The organism is Nodosilinea sp. P-1105 (assembly GCF_012911975.1).
GTDB lineage: Bacteria > Cyanobacteriota > Cyanobacteriia > Phormidesmidales > Phormidesmidaceae > Nodosilinea.
Map to the genome: position 1 here is coordinate 1 of NZ_SMDQ01000068.1, position 15,522 is coordinate 15,522.

At 54.9% G+C, this 15,522-nt stretch carries 19 protein-coding genes, 1 tRNA gene and 1 pseudogene; 13 read left to right on the forward strand and 8 right to left on the reverse strand.

What is annotated here, in order from left to right:
* The 6 genes and pseudogenes from E1H13_RS21475 to E1H13_RS21500 all read left to right on the forward strand — a co-directional run.
* Positions 1-502 (forward strand): annotated as a pseudogene (locus E1H13_RS21475) (hypothetical protein); the annotation flags it as partial.
* A 288-nt stretch (positions 503-790) separates the two neighbouring features.
* Entirely contained in the window at positions 791-1,027 is a 237-nt protein-coding gene (locus E1H13_RS21480; RefSeq protein WP_169616524.1) for a hypothetical protein, read from the forward strand.
* Between the two features lie 69 nt (positions 1,028-1,096).
* Positions 1,097-1,342, forward strand: coding sequence for a UPF0175 family protein (locus E1H13_RS21485; RefSeq protein ID WP_169616526.1), 246 nt, complete (start codon positions 1,097-1,099; stop codon positions 1,340-1,342).
* Positions 1,339-1,830 (forward strand): DUF3368 domain-containing protein, encoded by a 492-nt coding sequence (locus tag E1H13_RS21490; RefSeq protein ID WP_169616528.1) that lies wholly within the window; start codon positions 1,339-1,341, stop codon positions 1,828-1,830. Before E1H13_RS21485 ends, E1H13_RS21490 begins: the two co-directional genes overlap by 4 nt.
* On the forward strand, positions 1,827-2,318 hold the full coding sequence (locus tag E1H13_RS21495) for a helix-turn-helix transcriptional regulator (protein ID WP_169616530.1): 492 nt from the start codon (positions 1,827-1,829) through the stop codon (positions 2,316-2,318). Before E1H13_RS21490 ends, E1H13_RS21495 begins: the two co-directional genes overlap by 4 nt.
* A gap of 64 nt (positions 2,319-2,382) precedes the next feature.
* On the forward strand, positions 2,383-2,799 hold the full coding sequence (locus tag E1H13_RS21500; protein ID WP_206070817.1) for a hypothetical protein: 417 nt from the start codon (positions 2,383-2,385) through the stop codon (positions 2,797-2,799).
* A 158-nt stretch (positions 2,800-2,957) separates the two neighbouring features.
* On the opposite strand, the gene E1H13_RS21505 is transcribed toward E1H13_RS21500, so the two are convergent.
* From E1H13_RS21505 to E1H13_RS21525, 5 genes are all read right to left on the reverse strand, one after another.
* On the reverse strand, positions 2,958-3,491 hold the full coding sequence (locus tag E1H13_RS21505; RefSeq protein ID WP_169616534.1) for a transposase: 534 nt from the start codon (positions 3,489-3,491) through the stop codon (positions 2,958-2,960).
* 208 nt (positions 3,492-3,699) lie between these two features.
* Positions 3,700-3,773 (reverse strand) — tRNA-Asp (locus E1H13_RS21510).
* Positions 3,774-3,870: 97 nt separating this feature from the next.
* On the reverse strand, positions 3,871-5,601 hold the full coding sequence (locus E1H13_RS21515) for a peptide ABC transporter substrate-binding protein (RefSeq protein ID WP_169616535.1): 1,731 nt from the start codon (positions 5,599-5,601) through the stop codon (positions 3,871-3,873).
* Between the two features lie 148 nt (positions 5,602-5,749).
* Positions 5,750-6,277 carry an AAA family ATPase gene (locus E1H13_RS21520; protein ID WP_169616537.1) on the reverse strand — a complete coding sequence of 176 codons (528 nt, stop codon included), beginning with the start codon at positions 6,275-6,277 and terminating at the stop codon, positions 5,750-5,752.
* 6 nt (positions 6,278-6,283) lie between these two features.
* Complete coding sequence (locus tag E1H13_RS21525; protein WP_169616539.1) at positions 6,284-7,573, reverse strand: glucose-1-phosphate adenylyltransferase; 1,290 nt, start codon at positions 7,571-7,573, stop codon at positions 6,284-6,286.
* Positions 7,574-7,686: 113 nt separating this feature from the next.
* Here E1H13_RS21525 and E1H13_RS27760 point away from each other — a divergent pair, with 113 nt between their 5' ends.
* The 5 genes from E1H13_RS27760 (at position 7,687) to ruvC (ending at position 11,165) form a co-directional block, all read left to right on the forward strand.
* Positions 7,687-7,812: a hypothetical protein gene (locus E1H13_RS27760; RefSeq protein ID WP_256378548.1), complete on the forward strand. Its 126-nt coding sequence runs from the start codon at positions 7,687-7,689 to the stop codon at positions 7,810-7,812.
* Between the two features lie 317 nt (positions 7,813-8,129).
* Positions 8,130-9,188: a ParM/StbA family protein gene (locus E1H13_RS21530; protein WP_169616541.1), complete on the forward strand. Its 1,059-nt coding sequence runs from the start codon at positions 8,130-8,132 to the stop codon at positions 9,186-9,188.
* Entirely contained in the window at positions 9,170-9,475 is a 306-nt protein-coding gene (locus E1H13_RS21535; protein WP_169616523.1) for a hypothetical protein, read from the forward strand. Before E1H13_RS21530 ends, E1H13_RS21535 begins: the two co-directional genes overlap by 19 nt.
* A gap of 115 nt (positions 9,476-9,590) precedes the next feature.
* Positions 9,591-10,661: a magnesium chelatase ATPase subunit I gene (bchI, locus tag E1H13_RS21540; protein WP_169616571.1), complete on the forward strand. Its 1,071-nt coding sequence runs from the start codon at positions 9,591-9,593 to the stop codon at positions 10,659-10,661.
* A gap of 15 nt (positions 10,662-10,676) precedes the next feature.
* Positions 10,677-11,165 carry a crossover junction endodeoxyribonuclease RuvC gene (ruvC, locus tag E1H13_RS21545; RefSeq protein ID WP_169616543.1) on the forward strand — a complete coding sequence of 163 codons (489 nt, stop codon included), beginning with the start codon at positions 10,677-10,679 and terminating at the stop codon, positions 11,163-11,165.
* Between the two features lie 106 nt (positions 11,166-11,271).
* On the opposite strand, the gene rpmA is transcribed toward ruvC, so the two are convergent.
* Together rpmA and rplU are read right to left on the reverse strand one after the other, a co-directional pair.
* On the reverse strand, positions 11,272-11,538 hold the full coding sequence (gene rpmA / locus E1H13_RS21550; protein WP_169616545.1) for a 50S ribosomal protein L27: 267 nt from the start codon (positions 11,536-11,538) through the stop codon (positions 11,272-11,274).
* Positions 11,539-11,617: 79 nt separating this feature from the next.
* A complete protein-coding gene (rplU, locus tag E1H13_RS21555) occupies positions 11,618-12,067 on the reverse strand; it encodes a 50S ribosomal protein L21 (RefSeq protein WP_169616547.1) in 450 nt (149 codons plus the stop codon).
* A 373-nt stretch (positions 12,068-12,440) separates the two neighbouring features.
* Here rplU and E1H13_RS27465 point away from each other — a divergent pair, with 373 nt between their 5' ends.
* The gene (locus E1H13_RS27465; protein WP_169616549.1) at positions 12,441-13,658 is read left to right on the forward strand and encodes a GDSL-type esterase/lipase family protein; all 1,218 of its coding nucleotides are present in this window, start codon (positions 12,441-12,443) and stop codon (positions 13,656-13,658) included.
* Positions 13,659-13,739: 81 nt separating this feature from the next.
* Positions 13,740-14,522 (forward strand): HpsJ family protein, encoded by a 783-nt coding sequence (locus E1H13_RS21565; RefSeq protein ID WP_169616551.1) that lies wholly within the window; start codon positions 13,740-13,742, stop codon positions 14,520-14,522.
* Between the two features lie 13 nt (positions 14,523-14,535).
* Here the strand turns inward: E1H13_RS21565 and E1H13_RS21570 are convergent, their stop codons facing one another.
* Positions 14,536-15,372 (reverse strand): SWIM zinc finger family protein, encoded by an 837-nt coding sequence (locus E1H13_RS21570; protein ID WP_169616553.1) that lies wholly within the window; start codon positions 15,370-15,372, stop codon positions 14,536-14,538.
* Positions 15,373-15,522 lie beyond the last annotated feature (150 nt).

Below are 15,522 nucleotides of genomic sequence, written 5' to 3' on the forward strand. Positions count from 1 at the left end.
CGCCTGGGCCCTGAGTGAACTGGCGAAACAGCTGCCGGAGCTGCTGCCGGAGGCGCTGGAAGTGACCCGTCAGATTCACGATGAATCCGACCGCGCCAGGGCCCTGAGTAAACTGGCGAAACAGCTGCCCCTGGAGCTGCTGCCGGAGGCGCTGGAAGTGACCTGTCAGATTCGCGATGAATCCTACCGCGCCAGGGCCCTGAGTGAACTGGCGAAACAGCTGCCACCGGAGCTACTGCCAAATGCCTTCAGCCTGGTAGAGCAATTTGGTGACAAGTATCACAGTGCCTCTGCCTGGAAGGGTCTCCTCCCGCGCTTAGAAGAGATGCAGGTGGATATTGCTTGCTTTGCTCAGTGCTTAGACACGTTGGCCTATCAAAACCGCGAAGCTTTTGTTAGCAGTTTTCCAGACCTCAAAGATACCCTCACGCGATTAGGTGGCCAGAACACGCTGCCTCTCTGCCTGGAGGCGATGCGAGAGGTGTGTGCCCAATGGCCTTAAACTCCTCACTTGGACAGGCACAATTTTGGCAGCGCTATCGAGGAGCAACGGGATAAACTGAAATTTATCCAGATGACATATCTGCCCTTAAAATAGCTACTCCTCCCCAGGATATACAAGGTATGATTGCACGGAAAGTTCAGCAAGGAAGATCTGAGGGAAAAAGATTAAGGCACGAATCCCAGGTCATTGTTTCAACGGTAAAAGTGCTAGTATAACGAATGATTTTAGGTGAAGAGGTGATTGACGCGACTGAACAATAACGTGAGACAACCGGGAGATAAACCTATGAGTAAAGTACTGCATGCAACCTACCACAATGGCAACTTGGTACTCGATGAAAAACTCGACGCTGCTCTGGAAGGCCAAAAACTCACCCTAATTCTGGTGGAAGCAGATTCTCCTTCGCAAGTTGAGCTAGAGCAATCAGAGCGCATCCAGAGTTTTCTGAAGTGGGCTGAGCAATATTCCGCTAAGTTGCCTGCTGACTATAAGTTCGATCGAGAAGAAGCCCATGAGCGATAGGGTGCTTTATGCAGCATAACCAATTGATTGAGGGCATCTCCAATTCTTTCTTTGCAGCAGGTTAAAGCCATGAGTTTAGTTATTCCCGATGAATTTTTACAAACAGCGCATATATCAGAAGCCGATCTCAAGCTAGAAATTGCCATTCTGCTGTTTCAGCAGGAAAAGATTACCCTGGGCACGGCCAGCCAGTTTGCAGGCATGAATCAACTAGGGTTTCAGCGAGTTTTGGGCAGTCGCAAAATTCCTATTCACTACGGCATTGAAGATTTTCGACAAGACTTAAGAACTTTAGAGGCGAACGACTGGCAATGATCGTAGTCAGTAACACGTCGCCTATTTTCTACCTGTCCACAATTGGCCAACTCGATTTACTTGGCCAGCTCTATAACGAAATCGTGATTCCAAAGGCAGTTTTTAACGAAATTACCCATGTTGGCAATACCGATGCTAGTGCGAAGGCTGTACCGACTACAGCCTGGATTAAAATTCAAACCGCGACTGACCAAGAATTTATCAGTACTTTAAGAACCGAACTCGATGCAGGAGAAGCAGAGGCGATTGCCCTTGCTGTTGAGTTAAATGCCGGTCGAGTCCTTATGGATGAGCGCCTGGGGAGAGCGATTGCTATGCGGTTAGGGCTAGAAGTTACAGGAGTTTTGGGCATTCTCACTGCCGCCAAACGCAATGACTTAATTTCAGAAGTCAAACCATTACTTGATGCCTTAGTTGAGCAGGTTGGCTTCTGGATTGATAGGCAGCTTTACACCGAAGTTCTACAAGTAGTTGGCGAGTCAGCATGAAACCTGGCAGCAAGTACTATCCCCTATTCGAGCATCTACAAGGCTGTGATCAAGAAGGGGTTACCCTGACCTTTGCCGAAATCGAAGCTCTGATGGGTAATTCGCTGCCTGGCTCAGCCCGTAAAAAAAGAAACTGGTGGAGCAATCGAGATAGCCTCAAAGCCCTTCAAGCGGGAGCCTGGGTGAGTGCGGGTTACCAGGTTCAGGCCGTAGATTTAGTTCAACAGACCGTTACCTTCAAAACCTTTAAAGCCACCTACAACATCCAACGAAAAGACGGTGAAATCACCTGGGATGCCTCTTCAATAAAGACATTGAGAGCTTTTCAGGGCCTTAGCCAGGAACGGTTTGCTAACGAGCTAGGCGTTCGTCGGGAAACCGTGAGCGAATGGGAAAACAGCAAATACGAACCCGACCGCTCTAAATGCAAGCTTTTGAGCCTACTGGCCAAACAGGCCAACTTCCCAGAACCCTCAGCCGATCCATAAAACGTTATTGACTTTTTGTGTGGTGAGCCCACATAATACCGATATCAGATCAGGTGTACTCCTGATGTCAGACCTCCTATCGGTATTCTCCATGAGTGATGCCAGTCATCCCCCCAAAGCTCTCTTCATCTCTGCTGACGGCAAAATCTATCCCGACAACCTCATTTGCTCTGGGCTAATCTCAGCAGAGCTGAATGGTAAACCCTGTGCCTATGCCCAAAATGGGCGGTTGCCTGACCTGGTACCTCTTGATGAGAACGCCCCCGGCTACAGTCCAGACAAGGGCAACCCTGGGGATCTCTGCCCACCCTGCGCCAAACAGCAGCTGGCTCATCTGGGCCATTGGCAAGGGCATGGAGAGCAAACTTTCCCTGAGGAACTGCTACCCTTGCGCTTGTTTAAGTGCCGCATGTGGTTATGGCTGGTTGTACCAGAGCTATATGACGAAGATCCACAACAACTTCGATTGCAACAAGACTAAGATGCTTGTAGCGGTAGAGTTCTGCCTGGAGGCGATGCGAGAGGTATGTGCCCAATGGCCTTAGGGGACCTACTGGCAACAATCTTTCACTGGTCTCTGGTGCCCAGGCTCCGCCTGGGCGCCCCCCTTGCGGCTCCGCCGCCCAGAGGAGGCCTGCCTCACCCCAGTATGCTCACAGGCAAAAGCCCCGTCTCCCCCAAATAGTCCCGACAACTCGAATAGCGCCAATGGGCCGGATCATCCACATATCCTCGCTTCACCGGATTGTTGTGGATATACGCTATCTTCTGCCGCAGCATATCCTCAGAGGTAATCACCTGGGGATGGCTACCCTCCTGCCAAACCTGGTACCGCTGTCCAGTTTTATGAGCTAACTTTGCTGTGGCCAACCGTTCCAACCAATAGCTCTTAGGAGTGTTCGTCTTGAGCCAATCCACAATTGATCGAGCTGTAAACGATTTGAATTGGCCGATTTGCTTCGATAAATCCTCAGCCGATGCGATCAGGTGGATGTGATTCTCCATAACCACATAGCTGTGCAGGGTAAGGCGGTCCTGGTCTTGTAGAAATTGTAGGGAGTCCAGCAGAATTGCAGCCAGTTGAGGATGACTGAAAAGAGGTATCCATTCAACCGTAGAGCAGGTCATAAAGTGGGGCTGTGAGCCAATGACTTGGTAGCAAGAGCGTCCCATAACTTTCAGCGGTAGAGTTGTTGACAGAGTTCCCTAGGGGGGAACACCGTGATACGGAACGCCTTGTACCTACCACACATCTACCATTCTCGTTCCCAGGCTCTGCCTGGGAATGCTGTCCTAGAGGCTCTGCCTCTTCCACCTCTACGAGGCAGAGCCTCGGGTAAGGCACCCAGGCGGAGCCTGGGCACCAGGTACAGATTAAAAACGGGCCTGACGGGATTCGAACCCGCAACTTCCGCCGTGACAGGGCGGTGCTCTAACCAATTGAACTACAGGCCCTGGTGATCGGGCGATTTCTATTGTGTGCTGCGGGGGGGCGTTTGTCAAACAAATTGATCAAGTTTTTTTGGGCCAGGCATCCCCCCACCCCAGTCGCTCAGGGTCGCCGCCATTCCGCAATATTCCAGGTACTCAAATCCCAGGGGGTCAGATTCACCCCCACCAGCCGATTGCTCACCCCCGACACATCCGCCCGATGCACAATCGGCAACACAGCAGCGGTTTCAATCAGCAGGTCATTCATTTGAATAAACAGGTCTTCCCGCACTGCCGGGTCTAGCTCCTGGGTAGACTGCTGCCAGAGGGCATCGTACTCCGGGTTGCAGTGGCGGGCATAGTTGCCCTTAGACCAGTTATTTTCCTGTTGGGCAATTTCGTCACAGGTATAGGTTTGCATATAAGCCCCGGGGTCGGGGTTGGTGTTGCCCGTGGCAAACATCTGCAAGTCCGCCTGGAAGCGATCCAGGGTTTCGCGGTTAGCGGGGTCGCTGGAAAAGTACACACTGGCATCAATGCTTTTAATTTGCACCCCAACGCCAATTTCCTCAAAGGACTGCTTCACAATCTCCTGGGTCTTTTGGCGTACCGGGTTGACGGAGGTTTGAAACACCATTCTCATCTCCTGGCCATCGCGATCGCGGATGCCGTTGCCATTGCTATCCACCCAACCAGCCTCATCCAGCAGGGTCGCCGCCGCCGCCAGATCATAGTCATAGCTGGTATTGGCAGACTCGAACTGGGCCGGGGCCACCAGAAAATTCGTCGTGGGCTGGCCCGTGGGGCCATAGAGCTGCTCGGCGATCGTGTCCCGGTCGACCGCCAGGTTCAGGGCCTGGCGCACCTGGGGATCGCTCAAAAACGGGTGGGGAAACTCCAGGCTCGACACCTCCCCTTCGGCAGTGGCCTGGTTTGGGTCCGTAAAGTTAATGATGATCCGCTCGACCAGAGAGCCAAAATTGGTCACCAGGGAGCCCTGACCCGCCGCCTCTAGCTGTTGCAGCACCGCCGCTTCCACCTGCAAGTTGTTGGCATAGTCCACATCGCCAGTTTGCAGCACCGCCCGGGCCGCCGAAGTCGCATCGCCGCCCCCTTTCAGCTCCACCCGGCTAAAGGCGAGATCGTCGGCCTCCCGGTAATAGGGGTTGGGCTCATAGAGAATCACATCCCCAGGTACAAAGCTGGTGACCCGGTAGGGGCCAGTGCCGATGGGCATGGTATTGCCAGGGGCTTCACGACCATTAGGCCCGTTATAGTCGGCAAAGATGTGCTGGGGCAACACCATGCCGTTGGTGCCGGTAAACACCAGGTACCAGGCCGGGTTCGGTTCCTTGAAGGTGATTTGGACGGTGGTGTCATCCAGGGCTTCCACTGTTTCTACCATGTCGTAGTTGCCCGCACTGGTGGTGGCCACCTCTGGATTCACAATGAACTCGTAGGTGAACACCACATCTGCTGCGGTGAAAGGGGTGCCATCCGACCACTGAATCCCGTCCTTCAGTTGCCAAGTCACTGAGGTGCCATCGGCGGCCACCCCACCGTTTTCCAAGCTAGGTGCTTCAGCCGCTAGAAACAACACCAGGTCGCCGTCAGCGTCAAAGCTGGCCAGGGGTTCCAGGGTAATGCGACTGGCTTCTGAGTCTTTAAAGCCGCTGGACAGGTGCGGGTTGAGAATGGTTGGGGCCTGCCAGTACAGCAGGCGCAGGGTGTCGGCGTCGGCAGTAGGGGCGGTCACCCCCTCCGGGTCGGTGGTGGTGGTATCTGGGGTGGTCTGACAGCCCGCCACCAAGACAAAACATAGACCCGCCGCCGCGATCGCACGCATATTCATAGCCACCATGACTCCGCAAAACCTAGCCAATAGCCTACAGGCTGCGGGGATCAAAGTGGTAAGCAGGGTTACGGTTTGCCATGAACCAGCAGACAATCCCCCTTGATCGATGGCGCCACCCCACCATCACACCGTGAACCGTGAACCGCTAAGGTAGCTTCACAATGCGATCGACCCCTTCCTCCAGGGTCGGGGGGGCGGCTTGCATTTGGCGATGCATGGTCTCAATCACGGCCTGGGGAACTTGCCGCGATCGCGTTTGATTGCGGGCAAGCGCCACCGCCAGGGGCAGGTCAAACCAGCCCAGGGTGATCTGGGTAAAACCCAGGGTACGAGCAGCCGCGATCGCCTCTCGACGATACCGACGCCGGGCATTGGTGGCGTCATAGATCACCCCCACCGCTTGGCCCTGATGGATGGCTGTCAGCCCTTGCTGCCACTGGGTTAGCACCTGACGCCACACCTGCTGCCAGTCCCCCTGCACCGCTTCACTGCCATAGAGAGCAGCCCGAATCGCATCCGTCGATACGACCCGATAGCCAGGCTGAGCCGTCACAAATTGTTGCGCCCAAAAAGACTTGCCGCTGCCTGGGAGCCCCACCAACAGTAGCAAAGCAGCATCGCCAGGAGAGTGACCGTGGGGGAACAAGGGATGATCATCTCCTGACTCAGCCATGCCAAGTTAGATCACCATGTCATCAGGCAGAATCGCATTCTTCAGGACCACCACAATACCGCTACGAATGTAGAAGCCCAGGTCTTCCCGTTCAGCCTCCTCTACATTTTCCTTATTCACAATATGTACATTGCGGCCAATGCGAGCATTTTTGTCAATAATCGCCCGCCGAATGGTCGATCCTTCCCCAATGCCAATGGGAATTTTCCCCTGGGTCAGGCTCTGGCTACTTTCAGAGAGGGGTTCGTAGTAATCAGCGCCCATCAGTAGCGAGTCTTCAATGGTGCAATTCGCATTAACCCGCTGACGCAGCCCAATCACCGAATGGTGAATTCGGCAGTTCTTAAGAATACAGCCTTCAGTAATGCTGGACTCTGTGACCTCACAGTTTTGCAGCTTGTTGGGGGGTAAGTAACGGGCCCGAGTATAGATAGGTGCATCTTCGTGATAAAAGCTGAAGGGCGGCTGAGGCTGCATGGTGAGGGCCAAGTTTGCCTCGTAAAAGGCCTCGATCGTGCCAATATCTTCCCAGTAGCCATCAAATAAATAGGCCTGCACATTGTAGTCAGCCGCTGAAGAGGGGATGATTTCCTTGCCGAAATCGGTTTGGTCCAGATTTTTGCGCAGCAGGTCAATCAGCACCTGCTTTTTGAAGACATAAATGCCCATGGAAGCAATAAAGGGCTGCTCCTGAGCTTGTTCTGGGCTCAGCCCCAAGGATGTCGTATCCACCCGCATCTGCTCCAGGGCATCCCCTTTGGGCTTTTCACAAAAGTCAACCACCCGACCGGTGTCATCCACCTTCATCAGGCCAAAATCGGAGGCCTGTTTGTAGCCAATGGGCACCACTGACAACGTGATATCCGCATTGGTAGCCCGGTGACGCTGCACAAACAGACTGTAGTCCATGCGGTAGAGGTGATCCCCAGAGAGGATCACAAAGTCTTCCACATTCCAGGAGTCAAACAACCATAGATACTTGCGCACCGCATCCGCCGTCCCCTGAAACCAACTAGGACTTTCAGGGGTTTGCTGGGCAGCCAGCACCTCCACAAACCCCTCAGTAAACTGGGAAAACTGGTAAGCACGACTAATGTGCCGGTTCAAGGACGCCGAGTTGAACTGGGTTAGCACATAGATCTGCTGAATGTCGGAGTTGATGCAGTTGCTGACCGGAATATCGATCAGCCGGTACTTACCCGCCAAAGACACCGCTGGCTTGGCCCGGAATTTGGTCAGCGGGTAGAGGCGAGTGCCGGCACCACCACCCAAAATAATCGCCAATACTGATTTCACAAGATCCCCTCGATGATCCCCGCGAATGATCTAAATGATCTAACTGGATATATCCGTGTCACCTCTACAGTTTGGGGCCGTCGGTACTCCTTGACAAGGGGGATCAGCCAAGTTTGTGGTGGAATGTCATCCAGAACACCATCGCTTTTCGTGATGACGCCCATAAGCAAACCTATGGTGCGTCTGTGCCCCCAGTCATGGGCTACGGCGGTAATTCAGGTGACCTGCGATCGCCCTAACGCCGCCCGCCTAACCCACGCTACGCATTCAAAATATCTCTCGGGAAGGGCAAAGCCCTCCAAAATCCAAAACCCAAAATCCAAAATTCCCCATCTCCCCCACCTCCCCAGGGCGGACACACAGGTCCGCCCCTACGCCACCTTCCCCACCTTCCCCACCACCTCTTCACCCCATCACCCCACCACCCCACCACCCCATCACCCCACCACCCATCACCCCCACTCCCCCTTGCCACACCAGTACAATTGAATTATTATCAGTGCATGTGTACTTATGGGTACAACCGTTCCCACTGTTGTCTTACCAAGGCTGTGTTATGACCACTGCTACTTCGTCTAGACGCCGCGCCACGGCAAGCCAAAAGGCCTCAGCTAAAACCACCCGCAGCGCTCGGGCGGCCAGTCCTGCTGTGCCAGTGCTGGCGTTAGATGCCGGTAACTACGACCTCAAGTTTTACAACGGCCATGGGCATCCCAAGGCGATTCGCTCCGTCCGTTACCAATTGCCCCAGGGGCGCGATGCCGTCAGCTACTCCGACGCCTCGCCGCTGATTGAGTTGCCCGATGGTCGCCGCTATCACTTTGGGGCTCAGGCGTACAAATACCGGCGTCAGCAGCAGACTGTGATTGAAAACAAGGTGGAACTGGCTCGGCTACATTTGTACGCCTGTCTAGAACCCCTAGACGGGGAAGTGTCTGAGTATGGCCTGCATCTGTATGTATCGACCCCTGACCCCGCCCGCCATGGAGAACCTATGGAAGAGCAGCTGCTGGGTCTTCACGAATTTACCCGTAATGGCGTTGATTTTCGGGTCACGGTGGAATCTGTCACCCTGGAGCGGGAAGGCATCGGTGCCTACTATTACGCCAAAACCCAGGGGATGATCCCCACCAGCGGCTACACCATCGTGATTGACATTGGCGGGGGGACATGGCTCACCCGTCTGGTCGATGCCGATGGGGAAGTGATCGATGAAAACATCATGGACCGGGGGGGCACCTATGAACTGGCCACGGCCATTAGTTTTGACCACCGGCTGACCGACCACCTGGGCAGCAGTGCCGATCCCTGCATTGTGATGGACGGCTTTCGGGTGGGCCACCTCTATGCTGACACCGGATTGGCCTGGACCGACTGGCTGGATGAGTACCTAGACCCCTGGTTTAAAGGCATTTTTCAGACAGTCAAAGCCCAGTACACCCCTTATATGCCTCGGGTCACCCGCTTTTTAGTCACAGGGGGTGGCTCCCATCTGATTACTGAGCGACTACAGGGCCATGAGCTGTTTGCGGTCATGGGGGATCCCCAGTTTGCCAATGTACGCGGTTTGTTTTTGCTGACTGGAGATAATCAACTATGCATGACAACAAAGTAAGACTCAGCCAGGATGTGCTGGAAAAAGCTGAGCGAATTGCCAATGAGTGGGGCCTCAAAAATACCCGTGCTGCGGTGGAAGCGGTATTTCGCAAGTACTGCGATGACTATCTCTATGGCCGTTCTGGAATAGTCGGCGGCCTACCCAGGGCCACCTTCATGGAACCATCGACGGCCTCCTATGGCTCTGGCCCTGAGGGTATAGAGGTAGGGAGATCTGGCACAGCCCCTGCCCCCAACAACCAGTGCGAAGCCCTGGATGCCCTGGACCAATTACTGGCTCTTTAGCAGCAGTTTGTCTGTTGTGGCGTAGACACTATGGCACAATGAAGGTTGATTCATTTTTGCTGTAATCCTTGAGACGCCAGTGAGTTCTACCGTTCAAGCCCCGTCTAAGTCGTCTATGCCGCCCCGGCGCGCCGTGTTTCCCTTTACCGCTGTAATTGGTCAAGATGACATGAAGCTGGCGCTGCTGTTGAACGTCATTGATCCCAAAATTGGCGGGGTCATGATTATGGGCGATCGCGGTACCGGCAAGTCCACCACCATTCGTGCCCTGGCAGACTTACTGCCAGAAATAGAAGTGGTTGCCGACGACCCCTTTAGCCGGTCCCCCCAGGATCCTGATGTGGTGGCTGAGCGGGGCACCACTGATATTCCCGTGGCCCACAAAAAGGTGCCGATGGTGGACTTACCCCTGGGGGCCACTGAAGATCGGGTATGCGGCACCATTGACATTGAAAAGGCCCTGTCAGAGGGGGTAAAAGCCTTTGAACCGGGGTTGCTGGCTAAGGCTAACCGGGGCATCTTGTACGTGGATGAGGTTAACCTGCTCGACGACCACCTGGTGGATGTGTTGCTTGACTCTGCCGCCTCTGGTTGGAACACCGTAGAGCGGGAAGGGATTTCTATCCGACACCCGGCCCAGTTTGTGCTGGTGGGTTCTGGCAACCCAGAGGAAGGGGAATTGCGTCCTCAACTGTTAGACCGTTTTGGCATGCATGCCGAAATTCGCACTGTCCGTGACCCAGAACTGCGGGTGCAGATCGTAGAGCAACGCTCCGAGTTTGATCAAGATCCAGAGACTTATTTAGCCCAACACCAGGCTGAACAAGCCACCCTGCAAGCCCGTCTAGTCGAAGCCCAGCAACGCTTGAGTTCGGTCGCCATCGACCACGACGATCGGGTACGCATTTCCCAGGTGTGCTCTGAGTTAGATGTGGACGGTCTGCGGGGAGATATTGTTACCAACCGAGCGGCCAAGGCGATCGCCGCTTACGAAGGCCGCAACGAGGTCACCCAAGATGACATCAGACGGGTGATTGTGCTTTGCCTGCGTCACCGCTTGCGTAAAGACCCCCTGGAAGGAATGGATTCTGGCTACAAGGTCGAAAAAGTGTTTTGCCAGGTGTTCGGCTTGGCCGATCCTGACGAGGCGGCGATCAATGGTCGCCAGCCAGTGGGAGCCCGCTAGCCTAAGCAATTGCCAATGGCCCAACGTATCCTAGGGTTAGATCCAGGCTTAGCAATCCTAGGGTTTGGTGTGATTGAAGCAACTGCCACGGGTGCCCCCGGTCAAGCCGAGGCGACTGTGGTTGACTTTGGGGTGATTGAAACCCCAGCTAAGACTCCGGTGGGCGATCGCCTGTGCACCATCTACGACGATCTCCATAGCCTGATCGACCAGGTGAAGCCTGACTTAGTTGTCCTGGAAAAGCTGTTTTTTTACCGCATGGGCAACACAATTTTGGTAGCCCAGGCCCGAGGGGTGATTGTCCTGGTGCTGGCACAATACCAGTTACCCTTTATAGAATTTACCCCAGCCCAGGTGAAGCAAGCCCTAACAGGCTATGGCAATGCCGACAAAGCAGATGTCCAACAGGCCGTAGCTCGGGAACTAGAGCTCGATCGCATTCCCCGCCCAGACGATGCCGCAGACGCCCTGGCCCTGGCCCTGGCGGCTTGGTATCAGCAGTAGAGGGCAGTTGGCAACTGCCCCAAAAAATATCCTAAAAAGCACAGAGGCACACGGTCATGTGTGCCTCTGTGCTTTTCTTGTACTAAACCGATACTCACCCGCTGGACTAGGCCGAGGTAGTTGCCGGGTAGACACTTACTTTCTTACGGTTCTTGCCGCGCCGTTCAAAGGTGACGATGCCGTCTACCAAGGCAAACAGGGTATCGTCGCTGCCTCGACCGACATTACTACCAGGGTGAATTTTGGTGCCCCGCTGACGAATCAAAATATTCCCAGCCAGGACGTTCTCACCGCCATAGCGCTTCACGCCCAGGCGTTTAGCATTTGAGTCGCGCCCATTACGGGTACTCCCTGTTCCTTTCTTATGAGCCATGATTTTCTCCTTTCCCTAAGCGATTTTGTCTCAGCGCTAATGGCCTTTGCCTATTCCAATTTAGCGTTCTTTCAAGCGTTTAGCTGTCTGCCGTGACCACGTCTGCTGCTGGAGCCGCCGCCTCTGTAGCCGCTACTTCTTCTGTCGTCTCTGCCGCCACCGCAGGCTGAGTTTTAGCCGTCGCCTCAGCCGCTGCACCCGCAATTACCTGGCCATTCAGGTTAATGGCATCAATCATCACCCGGGTTAGCTCTTGGCGATGTCCCCGCTTTTTGCGGGTTTTCTTTTTGGGCTGCATCTTGTAAACAATAATTTTGCGACCCCGAAGATGGCTGACCACAGTGCCTGTTACGGTAGCGCCTTCCACCAGAGGCTGGCCCACCATCGCTTCACCATCGTTGCTGACAAACAACACCTTATCCAGGGTCACTTGTTCGTCAGCCTCGACCGCCAGGCGATTGATATCGTAAAACCGACCTGGCTCTACCCGCAGTTGGGTGCCACCGGCTTCAATAATTGCGTATGTCATTGCTTTACCTCATAATCGCCGTACAGGTGCCAACCTTGCCCAGGCATATCCAAACCATGTCGGCCTTAGGAACCTGATCCGAGCGTATAAACACAGTCTTTAATTATCGTAATTGAATTGCCCCGGTGTCAAGGGGCTGACAGTCATCACAGCAATTCTCATTTTGGTAAATTGGCCGTTCGCCCTGAGCCTGTCGAAGGGTGAACGGGCTTCGACAAGCTCAGCCTGAGCGGTCTTTCGTCAATCAGTCAAGTCATACTGAGAATTGCTGCCGTCATCAATTTTCCTGAATAAACCCGATCAATTTATCCTGACCAGCCCCCTTTCCCGCTGAAACATGCCCTAGGAGTTCGCGCAAAGGTAGGAAAGGGATATGGATGCCTGCTTAATGGCCGTTCAGCTATGGGCTGACTGCATAACCCCAGGGCCAGAACCACTGGCAGGGATGACTCAGGCTGCCAGGGCCGCGATCGCCCCTGTGGATACTCCCTCTACCACCCCTGCCGTCTCACCTGCCGCACCAGAAACTCTGGCCCAGGTGGTGCCCTCCCCCCGACGATCTCTGGCCTGTCCGGTGTGGAACCGTCAGATCGATCCGACGACGAGTAACCCGTTAGCCTGTCCCATGGCGACACAGGAGACTACAGCGGGTACAGGCCTGCATCGCCCAGAGCCGAGGTCGGCTCAGGCCAGCCAACCGACCTCGGCCTCGGCTGACTCGGGCTTTCCCATGTCCCTACCGCTGCACCCCGAGGAGACGCCATCCCCCAGGCCACCCATTCCCCCCCGATCTGCTGTCCCCAACCCGCCCCCCCGGGCCATGCCCGCTGCGCTGACTCCACAAATTAGCCGACTAGCTCCTCCTACCCCCCAACCCGCCTGGGCGACCCAGCCGCGACCCACCAACGGTAGCCAGATGTATCGGTTTCGGCAGGCGGCCCTGGGGGCAGGCCAACTGTTTACCCGCACCCCACCCCAGCGCTATGTGAACCAGTGGCAGGGGGACGGCGAGTCACCCACCCATAGCCAGTGGCGATCGCTGCTGGCCCGAGAAGCGGCCGTGATGGCCCATGCCCAGGGGCCAAATCGATTAACCCTGGTCATTGGAGACTCCCTGGCCCTTTGGCTACCCGCCGACACCCTGCCCCAAAATCGTTTTTGGCTGAACCAGAGCATTTCTGGGGAAACCACTCACCAGATCCGACAACGGTTGCCCGATTTCGCCGGTACCCGTCCCGATACCATCCACCTGATGGCGGGCATTAACGATCTCAGGCAGGGGGCCACCGATGGCGACGTGGTGCAAAACATCAATCAGATTTTGTTACACCTACGGCAGCAGCATCCCCAGGCGCGAGTCATCCTGCATTCGATTTTGCCGACCCGACTGGAGAGTTTGCCGCGCGATCGCATTGCCTTGATCAATCGCCATTTAGCCTATGTCGCCAATCAGCGCGGTGCCGACTTCTTAGATTTGCAAGCCACCTTTACCGACGACCAAGGCCAACTCAGGCGAGAGCTCACCACCGACGGCTTGCACCTTAGCCGTCAGGGCTATGCCATCTGGCAGGCTGCCCTGCTGAGCTACTAAAACGGCGATGGATTTGTGGCGTTTTTGCAGTTTGATGCCATCTCCAGGCAGAATGGATACCTGTAGCAATCCACAACATCTATGACCTCTGAACCTGCTATTTCTGCTCCGGTGGTCTCTCCCCTCGCTGCGATCGCCCTCAAGGTGGTGGGGATTGTGGCTATCCTGTCCGCCCTATTGGACTATGTGATTCTGCTGATTCCCGCCAATGTCGCCGACGCCCAATGGCAGCTGGCGACCGTTACCCAAATGGTTGAACGCGGCATTGTGCCTCTCGTGGGTACGGCCCTGCTGCTCACTGGCTACTGGATTGATGGCCGGGTAGGTCGAGCGATCGTCAAAAAGACCCTGACTAAGGACCTGCGGTTTTGGGTCTGTGTCTTAGCCAGTGTTTTGGGGTTGGCTTATCTGTTGCTGGCGCTGCTAAATCTAAACACTGTGCGGCTGTCTAGCCAACTAGCCCTAGAGCAGGTGGATCGCGAAGCTACCGAAGCCGCCACCCAATTTGAACAGCGGTTAGCCGCTGAACTCGGCCAACAACAGTCCCAGTTGGGAGCCTTGCTGCAAGATGAGGATTTGCTCTCCCAAGCAATTCAAACTGGCCAAATTCCCCAAGACTTTAGTCAGTATCAAGATGACCCTGAAGGGTTGTCCCAGTTCTTGCAGCAGCAAGCTGACCAGGCCAGAGAGCAAATTCAAACGGAGATTGGCACCCGCCGTACCGAAGCGGAGCGCCGAGTTAGGGCCGAAGCCTGGAAGTCAGGCATACGCATTTCGATCACTAGCCTGTTGTTAACCGTTGGTTTTGGCACCATTGGTTGGATTGGCCTGAAACGATTGTTAGCTTTGACCAGAGCAGCTTAGGCAGCGGTTGCGGCTATCCTAAGGCTTTGACCATGGCCTGTTGAGCAGCTGTTTGATACACTTCCTGCAAATGACCCATGACCGCAGGAGCATCGTCGGGTGGCAGCGGAATTTTGCCCAACACATCTAGCACCGTCGTATCCGATGGGGTAATCACCACCAAATCGGCATCTAGGGGTAGGTCGTAGGTCCAAAACTGGGACAAATTGGGCCTACGACTATCTTCCCCGCTATCAACATCAACAGGGGTATCTGGCGTCGCCTGATCCATGGCTGCCACAGGGGCTGAGGCACTGATCTGTCGCTTTTGGCGCAGCGCCTCCAAAATATTGTCTCGACTGCGCCCCCGCAAGCGAAATAACACGAATGGGTCTTCTCGGAAAAAATCCCCCAGTTGGTAGTACACGGCTGCGATGTGTTTGCAGGGGTTTTTAGGATCGGGGCAGCTGCACTTTGAGTGCACCTCTGACAGGTTGAATGGGTAAAGGCTGAGCCCGTTGGCGGTAAAGACCGCCTCGATTTCCTCAGGCATTTCTCCGGCTAACAGCTGGGCCGAGTACAAAGCCTGCTCTGAAAGGGAGTCGATCACATAGTTCCAATCTTCATCACTAAAGGCATCCAGCCAGATGGATAGCTTGTAGGGCTCATCGGCGGTGCCCTGCACCAGGGCCGTCACCTTAGAGCCCTTGTACTCCAGGCTGAGAATGTTACCTTCTCGGGCGTAAATCCGGCCCCGCTCTAACCGCTTTTTGAAGCGATAGGAGTTCAGCAGGTCGACCCAGCGCTGTACCCACCAGGCTTCTTCTTCCAGGGCATAGGCGGGGCTGCCAGCGGCTTGATAACTGGTCATATCTGGCTCAGAACGATAGGGACTATGTTTTACTTTAACGTAGGTGGGAAACAGGGGATTGTAGACCCGTTTTGCAAGCACTAGAAACGCGAGGCGTGTGCATGACATTCCCTGTTAGGGTTGGCTGCGCCCACCACTGGGAAAACTATT